General features: G+C 63.1%; 20 protein-coding genes. 14 read left to right on the top strand and 6 right to left on the bottom strand.

The window, feature by feature from the left end; genetic code table 11:
* The first annotated feature begins 41 nt into the window (after positions 1–41).
* Both PJL15_RS02440 and PJL15_RS02435 read left to right on the top strand, forming a co-directional pair.
* Complete coding sequence (locus tag PJL15_RS02440; protein WP_281449616.1) at positions 42–1,364, top strand: MFS transporter; 1,323 nt, start codon at positions 42–44, stop codon at positions 1,362–1,364.
* 28 nt (positions 1,365–1,392) lie between these two features.
* On the top strand, positions 1,393–2,607 hold the full coding sequence (locus tag PJL15_RS02435; protein ID WP_281449615.1) for an anhydro-N-acetylmuramic acid kinase: 1,215 nt from the start codon (positions 1,393–1,395) through the stop codon (positions 2,605–2,607).
* A gap of 194 nt (positions 2,608–2,801) precedes the next feature.
* On the opposite strand, the gene PJL15_RS22685 is transcribed toward PJL15_RS02435, so the two are convergent.
* Positions 2,802–3,110: a recombinase family protein gene (locus PJL15_RS22685; RefSeq protein ID WP_432443786.1), complete on the bottom strand. Its 309-nt coding sequence runs from the start codon at positions 3,108–3,110 to the stop codon at positions 2,802–2,804.
* 196 nt (positions 3,111–3,306) lie between these two features.
* On the opposite strand from PJL15_RS22685, the gene PJL15_RS02425 reads away from it, so the two are divergent.
* From PJL15_RS02425 to PJL15_RS02415, 3 genes are all read left to right on the top strand, one after another.
* The gene (locus PJL15_RS02425; protein WP_281449614.1) at positions 3,307–4,866 is read left to right on the top strand and encodes a M23 family metallopeptidase; all 1,560 of its coding nucleotides are present in this window, start codon (positions 3,307–3,309) and stop codon (positions 4,864–4,866) included.
* 95 nt (positions 4,867–4,961) lie between these two features.
* Positions 4,962–5,444, top strand: coding sequence for a glutathione peroxidase (locus tag PJL15_RS02420; protein ID WP_281449613.1), 483 nt, complete (start codon positions 4,962–4,964; stop codon positions 5,442–5,444).
* A gap of 140 nt (positions 5,445–5,584) precedes the next feature.
* Positions 5,585–6,550 carry a phosphodiesterase gene (locus PJL15_RS02415; RefSeq protein ID WP_281449612.1) on the top strand — a complete coding sequence of 322 codons (966 nt, stop codon included), beginning with the start codon at positions 5,585–5,587 and terminating at the stop codon, positions 6,548–6,550.
* Here the strand turns inward: PJL15_RS02415 and PJL15_RS02410 are convergent.
* Both PJL15_RS02410 and PJL15_RS02405 read right to left on the bottom strand, forming a co-directional pair.
* Positions 6,528–7,943: a stealth family protein gene (locus PJL15_RS02410; RefSeq protein ID WP_432443785.1), complete on the bottom strand. Its 1,416-nt coding sequence runs from the start codon at positions 7,941–7,943 to the stop codon at positions 6,528–6,530. The genes PJL15_RS02415 and PJL15_RS02410 overlap by 23 nt on opposite strands.
* 227 nt (positions 7,944–8,170) lie before the next feature.
* A complete protein-coding gene (locus tag PJL15_RS02405) occupies positions 8,171–9,091 on the bottom strand; it encodes a hypothetical protein (RefSeq protein WP_281449611.1) in 921 nt (306 codons plus the stop codon).
* 145 nt (positions 9,092–9,236) lie between these two features.
* Here PJL15_RS02405 and PJL15_RS02400 point away from each other — a divergent pair, with 145 nt between their 5' ends.
* A complete protein-coding gene (locus PJL15_RS02400) occupies positions 9,237–9,536 on the top strand; it encodes a type II toxin-antitoxin system VapB family antitoxin (RefSeq protein WP_018778077.1) in 300 nt (99 codons plus the stop codon).
* A gap of 58 nt (positions 9,537–9,594) precedes the next feature.
* Positions 9,595–10,242 (top strand): LytR C-terminal domain-containing protein, encoded by a 648-nt coding sequence (locus PJL15_RS02395; RefSeq protein WP_281449610.1) that lies wholly within the window; start codon positions 9,595–9,597, stop codon positions 10,240–10,242.
* A 2-nt stretch (positions 10,243–10,244) separates the two neighbouring features.
* Here the strand turns inward: PJL15_RS02395 and PJL15_RS02390 are convergent, their stop codons facing one another.
* Positions 10,245–10,931, bottom strand: a complete 687-nt coding sequence (locus PJL15_RS02390; RefSeq protein ID WP_281449609.1) for a TetR/AcrR family transcriptional regulator — start codon at positions 10,929–10,931, stop codon at positions 10,245–10,247.
* 122 nt (positions 10,932–11,053) lie between these two features.
* Here PJL15_RS02390 and PJL15_RS02385 point away from each other — a divergent pair, with 122 nt between their 5' ends.
* From PJL15_RS02385 to PJL15_RS02365, 5 genes are all read left to right on the top strand, one after another.
* The gene (locus PJL15_RS02385; protein WP_281449608.1) at positions 11,054–12,052 is read left to right on the top strand and encodes a LacI family DNA-binding transcriptional regulator; all 999 of its coding nucleotides are present in this window, start codon (positions 11,054–11,056) and stop codon (positions 12,050–12,052) included.
* 182 nt (positions 12,053–12,234) lie between these two features.
* Entirely contained in the window at positions 12,235–13,569 is a 1,335-nt protein-coding gene (locus PJL15_RS02380; protein ID WP_281449607.1) for an extracellular solute-binding protein, read from the top strand.
* A gap of 36 nt (positions 13,570–13,605) precedes the next feature.
* Entirely contained in the window at positions 13,606–14,553 is a 948-nt protein-coding gene (locus tag PJL15_RS02375; RefSeq protein WP_281449606.1) for a carbohydrate ABC transporter permease, read from the top strand.
* Positions 14,554–14,555: 2 nt separating this feature from the next.
* Complete coding sequence (locus tag PJL15_RS02370; protein WP_281449605.1) at positions 14,556–15,452, top strand: carbohydrate ABC transporter permease; 897 nt, start codon at positions 14,556–14,558, stop codon at positions 15,450–15,452.
* Positions 15,453–15,503: 51 nt separating this feature from the next.
* Entirely contained in the window at positions 15,504–17,042 is a 1,539-nt protein-coding gene (locus PJL15_RS02365; RefSeq protein WP_281449604.1) for an alpha-N-arabinofuranosidase, read from the top strand.
* Between the two features lie 97 nt (positions 17,043–17,139).
* Here the strand turns inward: PJL15_RS02365 and PJL15_RS02360 are convergent, their stop codons facing one another.
* Positions 17,140–17,838 (bottom strand): DsbA family oxidoreductase, encoded by a 699-nt coding sequence (locus tag PJL15_RS02360; RefSeq protein ID WP_281449634.1) that lies wholly within the window; start codon positions 17,836–17,838, stop codon positions 17,140–17,142.
* 128 nt (positions 17,839–17,966) lie between these two features.
* On the opposite strand from PJL15_RS02360, the gene PJL15_RS02355 reads away from it, so the two are divergent.
* Positions 17,967–19,040 (top strand): glycosyltransferase family 4 protein, encoded by a 1,074-nt coding sequence (locus PJL15_RS02355; protein ID WP_281449603.1) that lies wholly within the window; start codon positions 17,967–17,969, stop codon positions 19,038–19,040.
* A 52-nt stretch (positions 19,041–19,092) separates the two neighbouring features.
* Positions 19,093–21,228 (top strand): amylo-alpha-1,6-glucosidase, encoded by a 2,136-nt coding sequence (locus PJL15_RS02350; RefSeq protein ID WP_281449602.1) that lies wholly within the window; start codon positions 19,093–19,095, stop codon positions 21,226–21,228.
* Here PJL15_RS02350 and PJL15_RS02345 read toward each other — a convergent pair.
* Complete coding sequence (locus PJL15_RS02345; protein WP_281449601.1) at positions 21,225–21,755, bottom strand: GNAT family N-acetyltransferase; 531 nt, start codon at positions 21,753–21,755, stop codon at positions 21,225–21,227. The genes PJL15_RS02350 and PJL15_RS02345 overlap by 4 nt on opposite strands.
* Between the last annotated feature and the right edge of the window lie 73 nt (positions 21,756–21,828).

Below are 21,828 nucleotides of genomic sequence, written 5' to 3'. Positions count from 1 at the left end.
TCATAGGACATGGCGAATCCCCGCACAACGTAGGAGAAATCATGAGCACCCCAACAATCATCCAACAGCCACCCGCCAAGCAATCCAGGCGAGCCCTGGTGGCCGGGTCCGTAGGCAACTTCATCGAATGGTACGAATTCGGCATCTACGGTGCGTTTGCAACCGTCATCGCTGCCAACTTCTTCACGACGACAGGGGCCTCGGACTTCGAGGCCCTCATCAAGACCTATGCTTCGTTCGCCATCGCGTTCTTCTTCCGCCCCGTCGGAGCCTGGATATTTGGCCGGATCGGTGACCGCGTCGGTCGGCGCCCCACCCTGATCGTCGTCCTGCTGCTGATGACGGGGGCGACCACGCTCATCGGCCTGCTCCCCAACTACGCCACATTGGGCATTACGGCACCGATCCTCCTGACTCTTGTCCGCATTCTCCAAGGATTGTCAGCGGGTGGTGAGTTCGGCGGCGCCGTTTCCATCATGACCGAGTTCGCACCTCCTGGAAAACGCGGAAGGTTCGGATCATGGCAGTCCTTCACTGTCGCGCTGGGTCTCTTGGCAGGCGCTGGCGTCGCAGCTCTCATGTCCTCGATTCTGAGTGCTCAGGACCTCAGCGCTTGGGGCTGGCGGATCCCCTTCATTTTGGCTTTGCCCCTCGGCCTCGTGGCACTCTACCTGCGGCTGAAGCTTGAGGAGACTCCGAACTTCCAGCGCGCCACACTGGCGGAGAAGACGCACACGGCAGACGTCGTCGTTTCGCATCCCAGCAAAGCTGAAACGGCCAAGGCGATCCTCCTTGGGATCGGACGGCTCATGGGCTGGTCAGCAGCCGGCTATACATTCCTCGTGGTCCTGCCTTCCTATCTCCAGACCAGCCTTCACGCCACGTTCCAAGCGGCCCTGATCGCCACAGTGCTCGCCAATGCAGGCTTCGCCGCCTCCATCATCCCCAGTGCCATTCTCAGCGACCGGTGGGGCCGCCGACCGATCATGATGGCGGGCGCCATCCTCATCACCGTCCTTGCCCTGCCGCTCCTTAAAATCCTTCAGGATCCTGGTAGCTCACCGTGGCTCATGGGAGCCGGCGTTTTCATTGCAGGTGCAGTCGTCGGCATGATGGCCGGCCCAGGCCCCGCCATGCTTTCGGAAATGTTTCCCACCACTGTTCGCTACACCGGCTTGGGACTCGCGTACTCGCTCTCCAACGCCGTGTTCTCGGGATCCGCTGGGCTCATCATTACCGGCCTTATCGCTTCCACGAGCAACAAAGACATCCCCGCTTACTACGTGATGGTCACGTGCATCATCAGCGTCTTCGCACTTGCCTCGCTCCGTGGTTCCGCCCACAAGCACGCCCTGCGCGACTAACCTAACCAGAAGAAAAGGGAGTATCCACATGCGTATCATCGGCATGATGTCCGGAACGTCTTATGATGCGATCGATGCCGTCGCCGTTGACATCACCCGCGAAGGTGATGCCTTGGTGATTGATCCCCGGGGTGCTATCAGCGAGCCCTACCCCGATGAGTTGCTGGCGGCCCTGGCGGCACAGATGCCGCCCGCGACGACCTCCATGGAGCAGGTCTGCCGGCTCGATGCAGGCATCGGTCAGGCCTTTGCCCGACTCGCGGCCAAGGCCAACGACCAGCTCTGCGATGGCCAGGCTGAAGTCATCGCATCCCACGGCCAGACCGTGTTCCACTGGGTAGAAGGCGGCACAGTCCACGGCACCCTCCAGCTCGGAGAACCGTCCTGGATAGCGGAAGCAACCGGATGCACGGTTGTGTCAAACTTCCGATCCCGCGACGTTTCCGCCGGCGGCCAGGGAGCACCATTGGTGAGCCTGTTCGACACTCTGTGGCTGCGCGGGATGTCGGGGACGCCCGTAGCCCTGAATCTCGGCGGAATTGCCAACATCACTGTCGTATCAGGCGAACCCATAGCCTTCGATACCGGGCCGGCAAACGCGCTCATCGACGCGGCGATCACGTCGATGACTGCGGGCAAACAACGCTATGACCACAACGGCGAGCTCGGTGCCCGGGGCACGGTCCACGCAGAACTGCTCAACCGGCTGCTCGACGAGCCGTACTACTCCCGGCCCGCCCCCAAGACCACCGGCAAGGAGCTGTTCCACCTGCCCTATCTCACCGCAGCACTTGCGGACACCGGGACGCAGGACCTCCCGGCCGAGGACGTAATTGCCACGCTTGTCCGGCTAACAGCCCGGACCGTAACCGACGCCGTAAGAGCCGTGGGAGGAACATCGGTGGTTGTCTCCGGCGGCGGCACCCTCAACCCAACACTGATGCGGGACCTGGAGCACGAACTGGAAAATGTCGAGCTGCGCCGCTCAGACGAACTCGGACTTCCCTCGTCAATGAAAGAGGCTTGTGCGTTCGCCGTCCTCGGATACCTCTCAGTGCACAACCTTCCGGCCACAGTGCCGAGCTGCACGGGCGCGCGCCACGCGAGTATCCTCGGCTCGATTACGCCGGGAACCGGCGGTATTCAGATCCAGACCGCGGTCCCAGCGCCCACAACACTCAGCATCGTCGGCGTAACTGCTGGGCGTCTGAACACGGAACAAAAAGTCCGCACCGCGCCCTGAACTGATGATCGTCACCGCCTGAAGCAAACCCTCTTTCGGGTTCGAGAGCCTAGCCCCGTCAGGCCGTAGTTCCCCGGTCGGGGAAACATCCCGGTACAAGGTCTGTCGGGTGATACCGGGTTCGGCGCAAAGTGCGCTGACCTTGGTAGCGGGCTTGCCCAGGGAGGCCATGGCGAGCCTGAGTTTAGCGGGGGTCACCTTGTACGGGCGTCCACCGTTGCGACCGCGGCACGGGTTGAGGCGAGCCCGGCGAGGGTACGTTCGGAGATGAGCTCGCGTTCGAACTCGGCTAGGGCACCAAAGATCCCGAAGACGAGCTTCCCGGATGCGGTTGTGGTGTCAATGGCAGCGCCCTGCCCTGTGAGGACCTTCAGGCCGACTCTGCATTCGGTGGGGCCAGGGACGATGTTGACCAGGTGTCGCAGGTCCCGGCCGAGCCGCTCGAGTTTCCAGACCGAGGGCCAACGGTCTGGAGAGAACGCAATCCGGCAGTGGACAACCAACCGGATTGGGCGTCCCCTGGTTCGCCGACATAGATCAGAAGCGCCCTCAGCAAAGCTCAAGACATCTTGAGCAAAAACTGATCCAACCTTTCGCTTCCCAGCGCCCGCGAAGCCTTTATTTCTGGTGTGATTCCCGCAAGAATGGTGCTTGCACGCCAGGCTGGGGTTTGGTGCCGCTGGCTTTGGGGAGTGTTTTGTGGGCAAGCATCATGAATCAGACCGGGCAGTTGACCTGATCCGTACCGAAAAATTCCGCCGCGTCTTTATCGCCGGATGCCTCGCGGTTCTGGCCTTCTTCGCCTTCGGCTTCCAGCCGCTGACATCCGTTCCCATGGGAACCGTTGATGGAACAGTGGCCCAGGGCGTCGTAGGACCTACAGCATTGGGGAGCCTTACGCCGCCCGAGGCTGAAACCATGGTCATCGACCCCACCCAGGCAGCGCCCGAGCAAACGCCTGGCACGCCCATGGTCTACTTTGACCGGGCGGTAGTCCGGACGGTGAGCAAAGACGGTTCCACCGGACTGACAGTAGCCTCGGCTGGCATGTCCCGACCTCCCGCAGGCAGCTTGTACGCGCCCCTTGAAGTCCTCAATCCGAGTTCTCCCTACGGCTACCGCTACAGCCCGCTGACCGGGCTTGCCGGCGAGTTCCACTGGGGCCAGGACTACGCGGCCGCCTGCGGAACCCGGGTCTACGCAGCCGACGCCGGTGTGGTCCGCGCTGTTGGTTGGCATATCTGGGGCGGCGGAAACCGTGTGGAAATCGAGCACGGCAACGGCCTGGTCACCACTTATAACCACTTGCAGGACATCAGCGTCACGCAGGGCCAGTCGGTCCGCGTGGGCGAGGTCATTGCCGAGGTAGGCACTACCGGCTGGTCCACGGGCTGCCACCTCCACTTCGAGACGATCGTCAACGGGCTCCACACCAACCCGAACGGCTGGACCTACCTGCCCATCAAGCAGGTGGATCCGCTCCAAACCATGACGTTCGTGAACTACCAGCCGGGAGTTGGCACGGGAAGCTCTGCGCCGCAGTGGGCAGTCCCCGTGGCCGACGGCACCAACCGCGCAGTCATCGGCGGCGAACACGAGGAACCCGTGGCCCCGCCCGTTGTGGTCCCACCGGTCACGTCGGTGGAGACGCCCACCAGCCCCGCCGTCCCGTCACCGCCTCAAACCACGACGCCGGTACCGTCACCATCCGTGACGCCGACGCCGACGGTCACCCCGGCGCCGACGGTCACGCCGACGCCGACAGTCACCCCGACGCCGACGGCCACGCCGACACCAACCGTCACCCCCACACCGACGGTTACGCCGACCCCGACGACTACCACCACAGCCCCCGAGACCACGGCTCCAGTAGTCCCGACGACGCCCGTAGCAACGGACCCCCTCACAACGGTCCAAGCGCCAACGGTCCAAGCACCAGCCGTCCAGGACCCAACTGTCCAGGCTCCGACCGTCCAGTCAGCCGTCGCGCCGCCGCCAGCCGCCGTCGTCGAACCTCCGGTACCTGCCCCGGTAGTCGTGGAGCCCGCACCGGTAGTGGTGCCAACAGTGACGCAGACCGTGGCGCCCGCCCCGGCGCCCGTTGCTCCGGCGCCTGCGCCAACACCGGTGGCCGTCCTCCCGTCCGCCCTCCCGGTTGTGACGCTCCCGCCCGGCTACATCCTGATCGCCCCGGACCTGGTCCAGAGGCCGGACGGCGTGATTGTGCCGTTGTCCTCGCTCATCATTCCTGCGCCCTAGACGCCAACACGGCCGCGCGTTTCGCGGCCCGAGCCAGCTCCCGTAAGCTCGATGGCGGCGATCCCGCCAGCCGATGACGTCAGGAAGCGAATCCCATGAGCAGCCTCTACAGCATTCCCATCACGTTCAACGACGGCTCCGAGGGCGACTTCGGCCGGTTCGAGGGCAAGGCTGTCATGGTGGTGAACGTCGCTTCCGAATGCGGGTTCACCCGCCAGTATGCGGGCCTGGAAGAGCTCTACGGCAAGTACCGCGGGCAAGGGCTGGAGATCCTCGGCGTGCCGTGCAATCAGTTCGGTGGACAGGAGCCGGGAGCCGATGCGGAGATCGCGGAGTTCTGCGAACGGAATTTCGGCGTCACGTTCCCGTTGACCAGCAAAGCCAACGTCCTGGGCAAGGAGCAGCACCCGCTGTTCGCCGAGCTGACCCGCGACGAGGATGGCCAGCCGGTCAAGGTGAAATGGAACTTCGAAAAGTTCGTCGTCAGCCGCTCCGGTGAATTGGTTGGGAGGTTCCCATCCGCAGTGGAGCCTGACTCCGAAGACCTGTTGAAGGCAGTGGAAGAGGCGTTGGCGTAAATGCGAAAACCTGAAGGGAGGAAAGTAATTTTCCAACATTCCGCCGGAAATTAGCCAGTTGTTGGCTTGTTGTCTGGTTGGATTGGCCCTACTGGATTGACACGGGAGACGCCGTCTCCCACCAAACGCTAAGGCAAGCTATGGAGCTCATCGAGGCCGAGTACCCCAAACCAGGTCATGTGCTTTTGCACTTGAGCGATCTTCACCTGGTGGGTGGACCAGGCACGCTTCATGGCTCTGTTGACAGCGCAGCCAGGCTCGAGGAGATCTGCCGGCAGATCGTCGCTTCCCGGATCAAGCCCGCGGCCATCATCTTCACCGGCGACCTCGCGGACAGGGGAGAGCTCGAGGCCTACAAACGGCTCCGGGTCATGATCGAGCCTGTCTGCGACGCACTCGGTGCCAAGGCCATCTGGGCCATGGGAAACCACGACAACCGGGCCAACTTCCGCGCCGCGTTCGTGGACGCCTCGGAAGCCAGCCAGCCCCAGGACCCCGTGGACCGCAGCTACTTCGTCAACGGGCTCCGCATCATCACCTTGGACACCACTGTCCCCGGCTACCATTACGGCGAGTTGTCCGAATCGCAGCTTGAGTGGCTGGCCTCCGAACTGGCCACGCCCGCACCGGACGGCACCATTCTGGCGCTCCACCACCCGCCCGTCCCGTGCGTGCAGGACCTCGCTGTCCTGGTGGAGCTGCGTGGGCAAGCCGCCCTGGCCGCCGTCGTGCGTAATACGGACGTCCGCACCATCCTGGGTGGCCACCTGCATTACTCCACGACGGCGAGCTTCGCCGGCATCCCGGTGTCCGTCGCCTCCGCGACGTGTTACACCCAGGATCTCGGGGTGCGCGCGGGAGGCCAACGGGGCCGCGACGGCGCCCAGTCCTACAACATGATCCACGTCTACGAACACACCATCGTCCATTCGGTGGTTCCCATGTCCGGCGGAGTCACGGTAGGCGAACCCGTGGATGCGGCGGAAGTCCAGCGGCGATTGGCTGCCGCCGGCATCCGCATTCCGCACGAGTCACGCGTGGGCGCGCACACCTCACCCGGTACCCTGACGTCGTCGCTGCCGGTTATTTCTCCCAGGGTGCCTTGACGGGGAAGTACTTTTCCAGGAAGTCGGTCACCAGTTCGGCCCGTTCATCCGCGGCCACCTCAGGGAAACTGCCATCGTTGAGGCAGAAGAAGTCCATGTGGCGCTTGGCCAGCAGCTTGGGCAGGTAGTGCAGGCCGGCCCACATGGTCGAATCCACGTAGCGGACCTTGGCAGCGGTTTGCGTGACCGCCCGGCCGGTGAGCAGGGCGTAGTAGTGGTACAGCGAGTTGGTCACCGAGATGTTGTCCGCGGCGCGGAAACGGCTGGCTGCGGTCTTGGCGAACTCAGCGGGGAATTCCTTCTCCATCTGCGCCACCACACTGCGCCGCAACGGTGCTGCCGTGTGCTCCAAGTGCCTGGTGGTGATCCGGCCGAAGCGTTCCCACAAAAGCTTGCGGTTGACGCGCGCCGCGTTCTCGAAGCCACTGCGCTCGGCGTCGTTCTCGCCCAGGCCGATGCGGGTGTCCGCCTCGATGAACTTGGTGATGCCGCCGGGCGTGAAGAACATGTCCGGGCCTACTGGACGGCCGAAGAACATGTCGTCGTTGGAGTACAGGAAGTGCTCCGACAAGCCCTCGATGTGGTGGAGCTGGCATTCCACGGCCTGCGAGTTATGGGTGGGCAGGACCGAAGGATCGGCGAAGAATTCCTCGCTCCGGACGATCGTCACGGCGGGGTGCTCCGCCAGCCAGGCAGGCGCCGGGGAATCCGTGGCAATAAAGATCCGGCGGATCCAGGGGGCGAACATGTGAACCGAACGCAGCGCGTACTTCAGTTCGTTGATCTGCCGGAAGCGGGCTTCGTGGTCGTCGCCTTCGCCCAGGACGGCGCCGGCCTGCTGGGCGCGCCTACGTGCGATGTATTCGGGGTCGCTGCCATCCACCCACGAGAAAACGATGTCGATGTCGAAGTCGATGTCGCTGGCGTGGTCGGCGAACATGTTCTCGATGGTGGGCCAGGACAGGCCGTGGCGCTGGACCGTACCGCGGACGGCGTCCTGCCGGAGCATGGTGCGACGGGTCAGGGAGTTCTCCACGGGGAGTTCCAGATGGTCGCCCTCGAACCTCCAGAGCTCAAGCTGGACACCGAGTGCCGGCCCGTACCAAAGGCCCCCGCCGATTTCGACGCGCGGCCGGTACAGGCGAAAGATCCGGGCTTTCCGGTTGGCAGTGAGATCGCCGTCGGCCACCAGCATGGAGGTCTTCTTCTTGGCGTCCACTGTCATGGAGTAGAAAGGCTCGTTCCGGAACGCCGCGACCAGCGCCTTGCGGACGTCCTTGCGGGACTCCCAGTCGACGGCGATGACAGGCCGCTCGTCGTTGCCACGCACCAGGATGAAGTCGATGCCGGCGGCATCCAGGGCGGCCCGTACAGCCAGGAGATCGGAAACCATGGCCTGTTGCGGAGTGAGGTCGCCGTTGACCAGGGCGTACCGCCCGCGGTGACGGACGACGTCGGACCGGTGCCTGAGATGCGCGACAACGGCAGGCGAGACCGCCTCCGCAATCGTGTCCTCTTCGACGGACGGGCTGCCGTGGTAAATCGGATCGACCTGTGCTTGTGTGATGGCTGTTTCTCCGGGATCGTCGGTGTTTCTGGGGTAAGGGTGTGGTGACGCTGCTAGATGTCCAAGGCCTCGCGCCAGCTGCGCAGGAACGCTCCGCCGGCGTCGTCGTGGATCACGTCTTCCGCAAGTTCCAAGTCAGTGGCCGTCAGAATCGTGTACGGCTTCACCGGGACGCCGTCTGCGGGCCGGACATCCACGTGCTTCACGTCGTGGTCGTTGTGGTGTAGCCAGTCTGCCATGGCGTAGTCGGTCCGGGAATCACCCACCGTACGCCAGGAGAGCGGGGTGATGCCTTGGGCCGCGAGGAGCTCAACGGCGCGGCTTGCTCCGAGGTCCTTGCCGAGCCGCACGGACTCGATGTCTGTAGAGATGATGGTGGGGTCCAGCCGGTAGTCCGCGGTGTCGTCGGATTCCGGGGCGTGATGGTCCAGTATGGCTGCACTCAGGCCGTGCCGTTCCATGATGCCCAGGGCGTCGGCGTCGAAGAGTTTCTGTTCAGCCAGGTAGTCCGCGCTGGCTACGTCCACGTGCTGCTCCACGGAAACCATGGCGCGCTTGGTCTCATCGAAGAACATGTGTGTGGAGTAATCCTCGGCTACCAAGCGGCGGATGTCGTCGCCGTAGGCTTTGGGCACAGCGAGTTCGTGGTCCACGTGGATGGTACCCGGGCCCTCAGCGGTGTAGCTGAACCACACGGCGCCCTTCTCGCAGATGGCGTGGATTACCGTGTTGGCGGGCATGCCCGCGGCAATCATGGGTTCCATGACCTGTTCGGCAATGAACGCGTCCGAGCGGCCTGTGTTGAAGATGACCGGGATTCCTGCCGATGCAAGAGCCACCATGTCGGCGATGATGTCCGGTTTGACGTCGCGCGTCACAGGGCTTGCGATGGGGCCATCGACATCCAGCAGCAAAGCCAGTGCGGGCTGGGTGCGGGCAGCGGTCCGGTCAGTACCTTGGAACGGTTGGGTCATGCCCCTATTCTGTCAGTCCCTGCGGGAACCCTCACAGCTGTGACGACTGTGACGCCCGACGACGGTTAGTCACCTTTTGGCTACAACCTGCCTGTGCTGCGGGTCACAAGTTCCGTTAGGGCGGCTTCTTCCATAGGCTTGCAGGGTGATCTTCAAAGCAGTGGGCGAGGGACGCCCGTACCCTGACCATGGATACTCCGCGCCGCGGGACTGGGCGGCCCTGCCCCCGCGTCCCGTCCGCCTGGATGATCTGGTCACCACCAAGCGGACCCTGGACTTGGAGGCATTGCTGGCTGAAGACTCCACGTTCTTTGGAGATCTGTTCCCGCACGTCGTCCAGTACCAGGGCGTGATGTACCTCGAGGACGGCCTTCACCGGGCAGTCCGCACAGCCCTGCACCAGAGGACGGCCATTCACGCTCGTGTATTGGTCATCGATGGCTAGGCAGTCCGGTCCGGAGCAGGACACCGCCCGGCCAAAAAAACGTAAGCGTCCCAAGGATGTGACGCAGCTCCACGGCCACCACGTGGTGACGGGACCGGAACTCCGTGCAACTTTTGCCGATGACGCTCCCGTCCGGCGGGGCAGTTTCGGGCGCAGGCTGTTCCACGGGATTGTGCTGGTGCTGCTGCTCGGGGTTATTACTGCCGGTGCAGTAGGCGCCTGGGCTGTCATGAACGGCGTCATCAAAGTCCCCACGGCGATTGCCAGCAAGGCACCAGCCAGCCTCTGTCCTTCAGGCACGTTCGACTACGTGCCCAACGCTAACGTCCAACTCAATGTCCTCAACGCCACGTCCCGCGGCGGGCTGGCCGCAACGGTGGCTGACCAGCTCACGGCGCGCGGTTACAAGGTGGCGTCGGTTGGCAACAGCGACACCTCCTACTCAGGCACTGGAGTGGTGGTGTCAGGAGTCAAGGGCCAGGCGGCCGCTTTCAACATCCAGCGTAACCTTGCCGGTACGGACTACTTCCAGGACAACCGGGAAGACGAATCGGTGGACGTCATCATCACGCCGGGCTACCAAGGACTGGTGGATCCCCAGTTGGTGGACCAAACTCCCGGAAAGCTCCTATGTCCGCGTGAGGAACTGCGCATCGCCGACAACTCCAAGTGGCCAGTCATCCCCACTCGACCTGCGGGGCAGTAGGCTCAGCTTGCCAATGCGTCCCGCGCCGGAGCGTCCAGGCGAACGGGCTTGCCGTTGTCATCGAAGCGGGCACCCGAGCCGAGCTGGATGAACCGCACCGTTTGCGCGGTCAGAACCTCGACGTCGGAGGCCGGGGCCGGTGGGGGAGTCTCGCCGTCGGGCGTCCGGTTGCGTCGCGCGGCGCTGGCGGACAGCGTGCCGTGGATAAGCCGCGCGAGCTGGGCGACGTCGATGTCCGGAAGGTAGCCCTGCTGTACACCATCCTGGAGGATGTCCTGGAGCAGGGCGTTGAGGTCGCCCACGTGGTCCGCGAGCTTGGCGAAGGACCCCGGGGAGAGGACGGCAGCCATCGCCGGGCCCGGCGGCAGATGGCGGCGGCTGAGGTCCTCCACCTGGGCACGGACGTAGAGTGCCAGGCGATCCACCGGGTTTTCAAGCGCGGCCAGCGAGTCCCGGAGGTCCACGATGAAGCGTTCAGTCTCATCAAGGGCGTACGCGATGAGCAGCTGTTCCATGTCAGCGTAATAGTTGTAGACGGCGGTCCGGCCAACGCCGGCGTGCCGTGCAACGTCGGTCATGGTCAACCCCGGAAGGCCATGGGTGAAGAGGAGCTCACCAAACGCCGTGAGTATCCGACGCTGGGTCTCGGCACGTTGGGCAGCGTTCGTAGCAGCCGTGATCCTGGGCATATAGACACTTTACAGCGATCTGTCAGCAAACCGACTCCCGGCGCGGCTGGCACCCAACCGGGCGGTAACATCGTGGAAAACCGGGACACCAGATAACCGGAAAAATGCAGCAAGGGGGCGTCTTGCGCGCAACGGTCAAGGACGTAGCGCGCCGCGCGGGGGTCTCACCCAAAACGGTCTCCAACGTCATGAATGGAATCGTGCCGGTGAGCGGACCTACGCGGCTCAGGGTTGAGCAGGCCATGCAGGAGTTGGACTACGTCCCGAACCTCTCGGCGCGGGGACTTCGCAATGGGCGCTCGGGTGTCATTGGACTGGCGTTGCCGAACCTTGGCACTCCGTTCTCCGCGGAGATAGCGCAGTGCGTTGTTGAGGTTGCCCACGCGCAGGGTTGGAGTGTGCAGATCGAGGAAACGGGCTCCGATCCGCATCGCGAACAGGAGCTGATGACGCGTGCCCGGGCCAACCTGATCGACGGATTGATTCTCAACCCGGTGGTACTCAACGAGAGCGCTGTGAGGGTGGGTGTGGCCTTGCCGCCCGTCGTCCTCCTGGGGGAGGTGTCGCAGGAGTTGGCCGACCGCGTCTATGTGGACAGCTTCGCTGCGGCGAGGGACATGACCTTGGCCCTGGCCCGGCCCGGGCGGCGACGTATCGCGGTGCTTGGCATCAACAGGGGAAGGCAGTCGGCGACTGCGATCCAACGGACACAGGGGTACGAGGCCGCTTTGCAGTCACTGGGCATTCCCCGGGACGAAACCTTGATGATCGCCTGCGAAGAATGGACCCCGGGGTCCGCGGCGGATTCCTTGATGCAATATCTCGACTCCCACCCCGTTCCCGAGGCACTCTTTTGCTTCACGGACTCGATGGCCCTGGGTGCCCTCAATGCGCTCTGGAAGCGCGGGATCCGGGTGCCCGATGACATCGCCGTAGCGGGCTTTGACGACATCGCCGATGGCCGGTTCGCGGTGCCTTCGCTCAGCACGGTGTCCTTTGACAAGCGTGCAATTGCCGCGGAGGCCCTGCGCCTGCTCATCGAGCGGATGGCGGACAGGAGCCATCCGCAGCGCGTCGTCTCCGTTCCTTACACCATCGAGGAACGGGGCAGCAGCCGATAAGGCTGCCTGAAAGTAAAATTGTTCGCGCTAACAATTTCTCTTGCCCAGTCCATTACAACGATGTAATGTGAGAGCTGCGTCACCCCGGGGCCACCTTTTACCCACGCGAGGAGACGTACCGGAGCCGGACTTCAGTGCAGCAGTGTGTTTCCTTTCAGCGGACCCTTCCAAAGGAGTGACGGGTGAAGCAGTTTGAATCTTTGACCGGGAAAAATTTGTCCCGGAGACAGTTATTGGCAGGCTCGGCGCTGCTTGGCGGTGGGCTTTTGGCCACGAGCCTCACGGGATGTGGCGGATCAGCCGGAGCCGCGGCGGTGCCGACCATCAACTTCTGGCATCTCCTCTCCGGAGGTGACGGCACCAAAATGCAGGCCATGATCGCCAACGCCAACAACGGTAATCCTGGCTTCAAAGTCCACCCCACGGTGTTGGCCTGGGGTGCGCCGTACTACACAAAGCTGGCGATGGCATCTGCGGGTGGCCGGCCGCCCGAGGTCGCCATCATGCACGCAAGCCGCGTTCCCGGCTATGCCCCGGGTGGCCTCATTGAGCCCTGGGACCTGAAACTCCTGGCGGAAAACGGCATCACGCCGGAGAACTTCGCCCCGCGTATCTGGGAAAAGAGCCAGCAGGACGGAAAAGTGTTTTCCCTGGCCTTGGACTCCCACCCATTCATCATGTTCTACAACACGGACATAGCGGGTAAAGCCGGCTTGTTGGAAAGCAACGGCCAGTTGGGGGAGGTCAGCACCCCGGCCGAGTTCAAGGCTATGGCGCTGGAAATGCAAAAGGTCACCAAGTCCCACGGCCTGTCCTTCGGCTACTTGAACCTCGGCTCACAGATGTGGCGACTGTTTTACACGCTCTACAAGCAGCACGGGGCGGAAATCGTCCTCACTCCCGGCCAACCCATGCAGGCCGACCGGGACGCCGCCGTAGAGTCTCTGGAGTTCATGGCAACCCTCTTTGACGACACCATCGCCGCCAAAGGCAACGACATCAACACCGGCATCGCCGAGTTCGTCCGGGGCGACTCGGGAATGCTTTTCAGCGGCGGCTGGGAACTGCCCACCATGAAGAAGGCAAAGCTGCCCGTTGATGCGCTCACCATTCCCACCCTGTACGGGACGCCAGCTTCCTACGCCGATTCGCACTCGTTCGTCCTTCCGCGGCAGCTCGCTGTCGATGAGGAAAAGCGCAAGGACGCCTACAAGTTCGTCAGCGACATCCTCAAGGGTTCGTTGTCGTGGGCAGAGGCAGGCCACATCCCGGCGTACCAGCCCGTGGTGCAATCACAGGCCTATAAGGAGCTGACCCCGCAAGTCCACTACGCCAACGCGGCGGACATTATCTCTTACGATCCCGACGCCTGGTTCAGCGGATCCGGCTCGGACTGGCAGAACTATTTCGCCGAGTACATCCAGAACGTCCTTCTGGGGCGCAGCAAGGCAGCGGACGGGTGGGACGGCTTCGTGGCCCGCACCAACGACCTTCTATCCCGGCCCAACCCGGTCTGACCGGCATCAGCACACCGAGCGACAAAGGAGTCCTTCATGAGTTCCTCTACAGTGTCCCGGCAGACCCGCCAAGCACGGACAACACCAGCCCCCGGCCTAAAGCCCGGGCCCTCCCTGCGCACAAGCAGGAACAACGTAAGCGGTTGGGCATTCGCCGCCCCATTCCTCGTGTTCTTTTTGGTATTCCTCGTATGGCCCATTCTGTATGGCTTCTACATGAGCCTCACGGGCAAATCCCTGACAGGCGCCAATGACGCCCTCATCGGTTTTGCCAACTACTCCGAGGCCTTTGCCGATGCCGGGATGTGGCGTTCCCTGGGCAATACCGTCTACTTCACGGTCATCAGCACGGTTCCGCTGGTGGTGGTCGCTTTGGTGATGGCCGCGCTGTTGAATATAGGCCTGCCTGCCCAGTGGCTCTGGCGGCTTTCCTACTTTGCCCCGTTCCTGCTGGCCTCCACGGTTGTCTCCCTGTTTTTCGTCTGGATGTACAACCCGCAGCTTGGCCTGATCAACGATTTCCTGTCCAAGTTCGGAATCCCGAAAGTCGGTTGGCTCAACGATCCCAACGTGGCCATGTGGTCGATCGTCATAGCCACGCTCTGGTGGACGGTCGGGTTCAACTTCCTCCTCTACCTGGCAGCGATGCAAAACATCCCAGTGCAACACTATGAAGCGGCGTCGCTGGATGGTGCTGGAGCTTGGCGGCAGTTCTTCTCCATCACGCTGCCCCAGCTCACCCCCACCACGGTGATGATCGTGCTGCTGCAGATCCTTGCTTCCCTGAAGGTCTTTGACCAGATCTACCAGATGACCTCCGGCGGTCCGGGCGGGTCCACCCGACCCGTGGTCCAGTACATCTTCGAAACCGGGTTTACCGGATACCGGCTGGGATACTCCGCAGCCATCTCCTACATCTTCTTCGGACTGATCGTGGTGGTTTCTGCCCTGCAGTTCGTCATCACCCGCCGCAGGAGCGCATAGCCATGGCAAATACAACACTCACCCGTTCCATCCCGCGCAGCGATTCCGGACAAGCCATCCGCCAACCGCGCAAGAAGCTGAGCGCCGGCAAGATCGCCGCCGTCGTGGTCGCCGCGGTACTCGCCGTCCTTTGGCTGGTTCCCTTCGCCTGGGCGACGGTCACCGCCTTCAAGTCCGAAGCGGATGCCTCGGCGTCGAAGGTCAGCTGGTTCCCGCCGTCGGGCTTTACGTTCGATGCTTTCGTCAACGTGTTCCAAGCGGGCAACATCCCGCTCTGGACGTGGAACTCGCTCTACACGTCCGCGGCAATTACCCTCATCACGCTGGTGATCTCCGCCTTCATCGCCTATGCACTGTCCAGGATCGAGTTCAAGGGCAAGAAGGTGCTGATGATAGCCATCATCGCCAGCATCATTGTGCCGCCACCGGTGCTCATGATTCCGCTCTTCTACCAAATGCTCGCGTTCAAAATGATCGATACCCCGTGGGCCATCATCCTTCCGCAGGTGATCCACCCCGCCATGGTGTTTGTCCTCAAGAGGTTCTTCGACCAGATCCCGCATGAACTTGAGGAAGCGGCAGTGATGGACGGGGCCAGCCGGCTCCGGATCTTCATGCAGATCATCCTGCCGTTGTCCCGGCCTATCCTGGCCGCCGTCGCGATCTTCGTGTTCATCGGCGCGTGGAACAACTTCCTGTGGCCGTTCATCTCCACCAATGACGACTCCCTGCTGACCCTTCCCGTTGGCCTGCAGACCATCAAGAGCGCCTATGGCGTCCAGTATGCGCAGAACATGGCGTCCGCTTTGCTGGCCGCGCTGCCGCTGATTGTCGTCTTCCTGTTCTTCCAGCGCCAGATCATCAAGGGCATCTCGACGACGGGACTCGCCGGCACCTGACCGGCCCGCTTTTTACGCAGAACCAGACCTGAAACACAACCAAGGAGATCCATGTCCCGCGCACGCATCACCCTCGACCGCGACTTCACGGTTGGAGAAGTACCACGCCGCCTCTTCGGCTCCTTCGTGGAGCACATGGGCCGTTGCGTCTACACCGGCATCTACGAACCCGGGCACCCGGAAGCAGACGAAAACGGCTTCCGGCAGGACGTCCTCAAGCTGGTCAAGGAACTCGGCGCCACTGTCATCCGGTACCCGGGCGGCAACTTCGTCTCGGGCTACAACTGGGAAGACGGCATCGGCCCCCGTGAGAACAGGCCCCGACGCTTGGACGGCGCCTGGCACACCGTGGAGACGAACGCCTTCGGCCTGCACGAATTCGTCGACTGGTCCAGGCAGGCCGGCACCGAAATCATGGAAGCCATCAACCTGGGCACCAAGGGAGTGGAAGAAGCCCGCGCCATCGTGGAGTACTCCAACCACCCGGGAGGCACCTACTGGTCGGACCTTCGCGTCAAGAACGGCCACAAGGATCCGTTCGACATCAAACTCTGGTGCCTGGGCAACGAGATGGACGGGCCGTGGCAGATCGGGCACAAGACGGCCGACGAATACGGCCGCCTGGCCCAGGAAGCCGCCAAGGCCATGCGTTACGTGGATCCGTCCATCGAACTCGTGGCATGCGGCAGCTCAAAATCCGCGATGCCCACCTTCGGCGAGTGGGAGCAAACTGTCCTCACGCACACCTATGACGAGGTGGACTACGTTTCCCTGCACGCCTACTACTTCGAAGAAGAAGGCGACGTCGGCAGCTTCCTGGCTTCCGCCGTCGATACCGATTTCTTCATCGAGTCAGTGATCGCCACGGCCGATGCCGTGCGTGCCAAGGGCAAACACAAAAAGCACATCAACCTGTCCTTCGACGAGTGGAACGTTTGGTACCAGCGCGGCCGGGACACCGAGGACCAGCTGCGCAACATCGTCAAGGGTCCGTGGCGCGAGCACCCGCGGGTTATCGAAGACCACTACAACGTGACGGACGCCGTGGTGGTAGGGACCTTGCTCAACTCGTTGCTCCGGCACGGCGACAGGGTCAAGATCGCCAACCAGGCACAGCTGGTCAACGTGATCGCACCGATCCTTTCCGAGGAAAACGGACCGGCGTGGAAGCAGACCATTTTCCACCCGTTCGCGCGGATGGCGGAGCTCGCAAAGGGCCAGATTCTGCGGCTGTCGGTCGACTCTGACAAGTACTCAAACGACCGTTTTGGGGACACCGACCTGGTGGACGTCAGCGCCACGTGGAACGAGGAGACAGGCCGGGTCGCCTTGTTCTTCGCGAACCGCGGCCTGGAAGAGGCGGCCGACGTCGAGACCGCCCTGCGCGGTTTTGACGCCCGGCAGGTTGTCCGCGCCGAAGTCCTGGAGATTCCCGACGGCGGCGACCGCTTCAGCATCAACAGCCAGGACCAGCCTGGACGGGTGGCGCTCAAGCCGCTGGAAGGCGTGAAGGCGACTGGTTCGGAGCTACGCCTGACGCTGCCCGCCCTGTCCTGGGCCGTCGTCGAGCTTGAAGTGGCGAAAGCCTAACGCCGTTCCCAACTGTGTAACAGCAAACGTCGCAATGAGCGCTCATTGCGACGTTTGCTGTTACTTACTTGGGTAATGTACGACGGCGGGTGGCTGGCTAAACGGCGCAGCCGTCAGGGCCGCAGGCCTCGGCGTCGGAGGCACCCACCGGGATCAGCGGGTTGGCTTCCTGCCACGCCTGGTTCAGCGCCTGGCTGAAGAGCTCGGCGGGCTGGGCACCCGAGATGCCGTACTTGCGGTCGATGACGAAGAACGGAACGCCGGTGACACCGATGGCGCGCGCCTCGTTGATGTCCAGGTTCACTTCTTCGGTGAACTTGTCCGTGGTGAAGAGCTCCTGCACCTCGCTGGCCGGAAGCTCCAGGGCAGCGCCGAGTTCCGTGAGGTATTCCCGGCTTCCGATGTCCTTGCCGTGCTCAAAGTGGTCGCTGAGCAGCTTTTCCTTGGCAACATCCTGCTTGTCATGGGTGCCGGCCAGGTGGATGAGGCGGTGCGCAGTGAAGCTGTTGGCCACCACCACCTTGTCGAAGTGGTAGTCCAGGCCTTCGCCCTTGGCGGTCTCCGTGACGTGCGCGAACATCTGCTTGACCTGCTCCGGAGCCATGCCCTTGCGCTTGCTGAGGTAGTCCAGTTCCGTTCCGTCATAGTGCTCGGGAACAGACGGGTCCAGCTGGTAGCTCTTCCACTGGATGTCCACGGAGTCGCGGTGGGGGAACTGCGCCAGGGCGGTCTCCAAACGGCGCTTGCCGATGTAGCACCACGGGCATGCGACGTCTGACCAGATCTCTATCTTCATGTTCGCGTCAACCCCGCAGCCCGTGGAGGCATTCCGGTAACAGCCTGTTATTTTGCTCACGGGGCGAATAGCCTTGAGGAGGGTTGTGCAGCCAGCCCTCGGACTGGGGGTTATGCGCGGAGGCCCGGATGCGCATCGGACTCATTGTTGGACCATGGTTTACCGTCCCGCCCGAGAGATATGGCGGTACGGAAAGGGTGGTGGACGCCCTTGCCCGCGCGCTTGTTGATGCCGGGCACGAAGTCCTGTTGGCAGCGGCGTCGGACAGCACTTGTCCTGTGCCGCAAATGCCTGGATTCGGTCCCAGCCAGCCGGAGGAAATTGGACTCACCCTCAGCGAGTTGAGCCATGTCATTAAGGCGTACCGCGGGATGGGCGGCGTGGACATCGTCCATGACCATACGTTGGCTGGCCCCCTCTATGCCCACCGGCCCCCGGACATTCCCGTGGTCACCACCATCCACGGACAATTCACGGCCCAATCGGCGGAGCTGTACCGCGCCATGCAACAGGACACGTCCATCATCGCGATTTCCAACGACCAGCGATCGATGCTCCCGGACCTCAACGTTGCGGCCGTCATCCACCACGGGCTGGATCTGTCCACAGTGTCCGTGGGCGACGGTCAAGGCGGTTATGCATGCTTCGTGGGCCGGATGTGTCCGGACAAAGGGCTCATGGAAGCGGTGGCTGTTGCACGGGAGGCTGGTATACCCCTGAAAATAGCCGCGAAGATGCAGGCCAAGGACGAACGAGAGTTCTACAGGGACATCGTGAAGCCAGCGTTGGGGCCGCAGGAGGAATTCCTTGGCGAACTATCCGATCCCGAAAAATATGAGCTCATGGGCGGGGCCGTTGCCTTGGTCAACCCCATCCAATGGCCGGAACCGTTTGGCCTGGTCATGATCGAATCACTGGCCACGGGCACGCCCGTAGTGGCCACGCCGATGGGTGCGGCCCCGGAAATCGTCCAACATGGAAAGACCGGATTCCTGGGCGACGTCAGTGAGCTGGCAGGGTTCGTTGATGCTGCCGCCAACTTGAGCCGTGCGGACTGCCGGCGCTCCGTGGACGAGTACTTCAGCGCGGAACGCATGGCCGCCGAGCACCTGGACCTTTATTCACGCATCCTTGGACAATTCAGGAGCAAGGGGCTTCACGGCAGGCCCTTAGTGAAAGAGAATCAGAGGCAGGCCTCGTAGCCGAGGACATTTGTACGCGAAAACCGATCCCCTTTGAGGAGACCTGCCGCGCATGACCGCTTGGAACGCAGACACGGAAGCCGGAGCATCCGAACTGGGGGCGGTGACCGTCGTCGAAGGTTCGTCTTTCTGCATTTCCGCCCACGCCGGCGACATCCACGGCGGCGGTTCGCAAGGTGCGTACTACCAGGACACGCGCATCGTTTCCCGCTGGGTGCTGCGGATCAACGGCGAACCCCGGGAGCCGCTCGTGGCCCGGAACCCCGTGGCGTTCCAAGCCGAGTACGTGGGACGGGCGTGTACGGAGGACGGGCGTTTTGAAAGCCCGCTGCTGGTCCGGCACCAGCGCAGCGTGGGCTCGGGCCTGCGCGATGACCTCACCATCACCAACTATTCCGGTACGCCGTCAACCTGCACCATCGAACTGCTGATCGACGCCGACCTTGCCGACCTCTTCGACGTCAAAGGCGGCAGGGCGGGAACGGACGGGGAAACCATCCGGGTTGCGCGCGAAGACGGGCTGCACATCGACTCCGTGCATTCCACCGGGCAACGGCGAGGGGTGTTGTTCCAGGCGCAAGGGGCAAAAGTCACTGCGGAAGGACTCACCTTCAACGTCACCATCCCGGCCAGGGAGGACTGGACCACCACCATCATTGCCTTGCCACTGGTCAACGGCGAGGCCCCGGACGATCGCTTCACCGTTGGAACGCCCCTGCAGCACAGCACCGGAGCCCGCCGGCAAACCCAGTGGGAGGAGCACGTTCCACGCATCACGGTCACCGACCAGAACGTCACGGACGTGCTGGACCAAAGCCAGCGGGACCTCGGATCCTTGCGTATTTTCGATGACGAACACCCGGGCCGCGTCGCGATCGCCGCCGGTGCCCCGTGGTTCATGGCCCTGTTCGGGCGCGATTCACTCCTCTCTTCCTACATGTCCCTCATGGTTGATCCGGGCCTTGCTGCAGGGACGCTGCAGACACTGGCCGGCCTGCAGGGAACCAAGGTGGACCTCGACTCCGAGGAAGAACCCGGCCGCATGCCGCACGAGGTCAGGCTGGGAATCACCGCCGGGTTGTCCCTGGGAGGTACCGCCTACTACGGAACCGCCGACGCCACCCCGCTGTTCGTCTCCACCCTGGGCGAGCTCAGCCGGTGGGGCCTCGGGGAGGACATCATCGAATCCCTTCTCCCGCACGCCGACCGGGCCATCGAATGGATGGAGCAGTACGGCGACCGGGATGGCGACGGGTTCCTCGAATACCAGCGCCCCAACAACCACGGCCTGGTCAATCAAGGGTGGAAGGACTCCTGGGACGGGATCAACTTCGCCGATGGCCGGATGGCGGAGGCGCCCATTGCACTCTGCGAAGTCCAGGCCTATGCCTATGCTGCGTACGTTGCCCGGTCCCTGCTGGCGCGCGCGGCGGGCGATACCGCCGTCGAACGCCGTTGCGCCGACCGCGCGGAAGAGCTCAAGGAAGCCTTCAACAAAACCTTCTGGCTGCCGGACAAGGGCTATTTCGCGCTGGCGCTGGACAAGGACAAACAGCCCGTGGACTCGTGTACCTCCAACATGGGGCATTGCCTGTGGGTGGGCATCGTGGACGAGGACAAAGCGCCACAGGTGGCGGAACGGCTGATGTCCCCGGAGATGTTCACCGGCTGGGGGATCCGGACCCTCGGCTCCGACATGGGTGCCTATAACCCGGTCAGCTACCACAACGGATCGGTCTGGCCACACGACACGGCGCTCGCCGCCACCGGGCTCATGCGGTACGGCTTTGTGGACGAAGCCAGCCGGATAGCCAGCGGACTTTTCGACGCCGCCGAGCACTTTGGTGGGCAGCTTCCGGAGCTGTTCTGCGGCTTCGATCGTGGCGACTTTCCGGAGCCGGTCCCGTATCCGACGGCGTGTTCCCCTCAAGCGTGGGCGGCTGCGGCTCCGGTTCAACTGGCCAGGATCCTGCTGCGGTTCGATCCCGACTTCACCCGGGACGTGCTGCATTTGGCGCCGATCCTCCCGAGCTCGTTCGGCGAGTTCACGGCGGACAACGTACTGCTGGGGAAGTCCCGGATCACAGTGCGGGCATCCGGTTCCTCAGGAACCGTCACCGGGCTGCCGGAGGGACTCCAGTTGCGCAACGACCCGCGGCCGCCACTGACCGGGGACTTGTTTGGCTAGAGCCTGTTCTCCATGACGAAGTCGTGCTCCACGGTATTGCCAAGCTTGAATGACTTGGTGCCTACCCGCTGGAAGCCGCTCTTTTCATAGAAGCGGATGGCTTTGGCGTTCTCGCTGTTCACGCCGAGCCAAACACCTGCCGCGCCCTTGTCCGTTGCCAGCGCCAACGAGGCCTGGATCAGTCGGGACGCCGCGCCCTTGCCATGGTGGTCCGGGTGGACGTAGCACTTGCTCAGCTCTGTCGAGGGCAGCGCCGAAAGCACGGAGGCGACGTCGGGGTCCCCGGTTGGCTTGGCAATCAGCATCGTGTAACCGTTGAGCTGTCCGTCGTCGTCGAGCACCATGATGGTGATGTTCGGATCGGCGAGGTACTCCGAAAAGCTGGTTTCGCTGAGCGTCTTTTCCAGGTGCGCCTGGATGTCGGCCGGCGAGGAGCCCGGCGGGCACGCCAGCGGGAAGGTGACGGCGGCAAGCTCAGCCAGTTTCCCGGCGTCGTGGGCTGTTGCGGTTCGGATGGTCTCGGCCATGTGGTCCCCCTTGCGAGTTTGTGTACAGGTAATGCCCCTAAGAACGAATCTTAAGGGCATTAGCTGAAGGGAA

Origin of the sequence: Paenarthrobacter nitroguajacolicus (genome assembly GCF_029952445.1) — a bacterium.
Taxonomy (GTDB): Bacteria; Actinomycetota; Actinomycetes; order Actinomycetales; family Micrococcaceae; genus Arthrobacter; species Arthrobacter nitroguajacolicus_B.
This window is presented reverse-complemented; position numbering and strand designations above follow the sequence as displayed.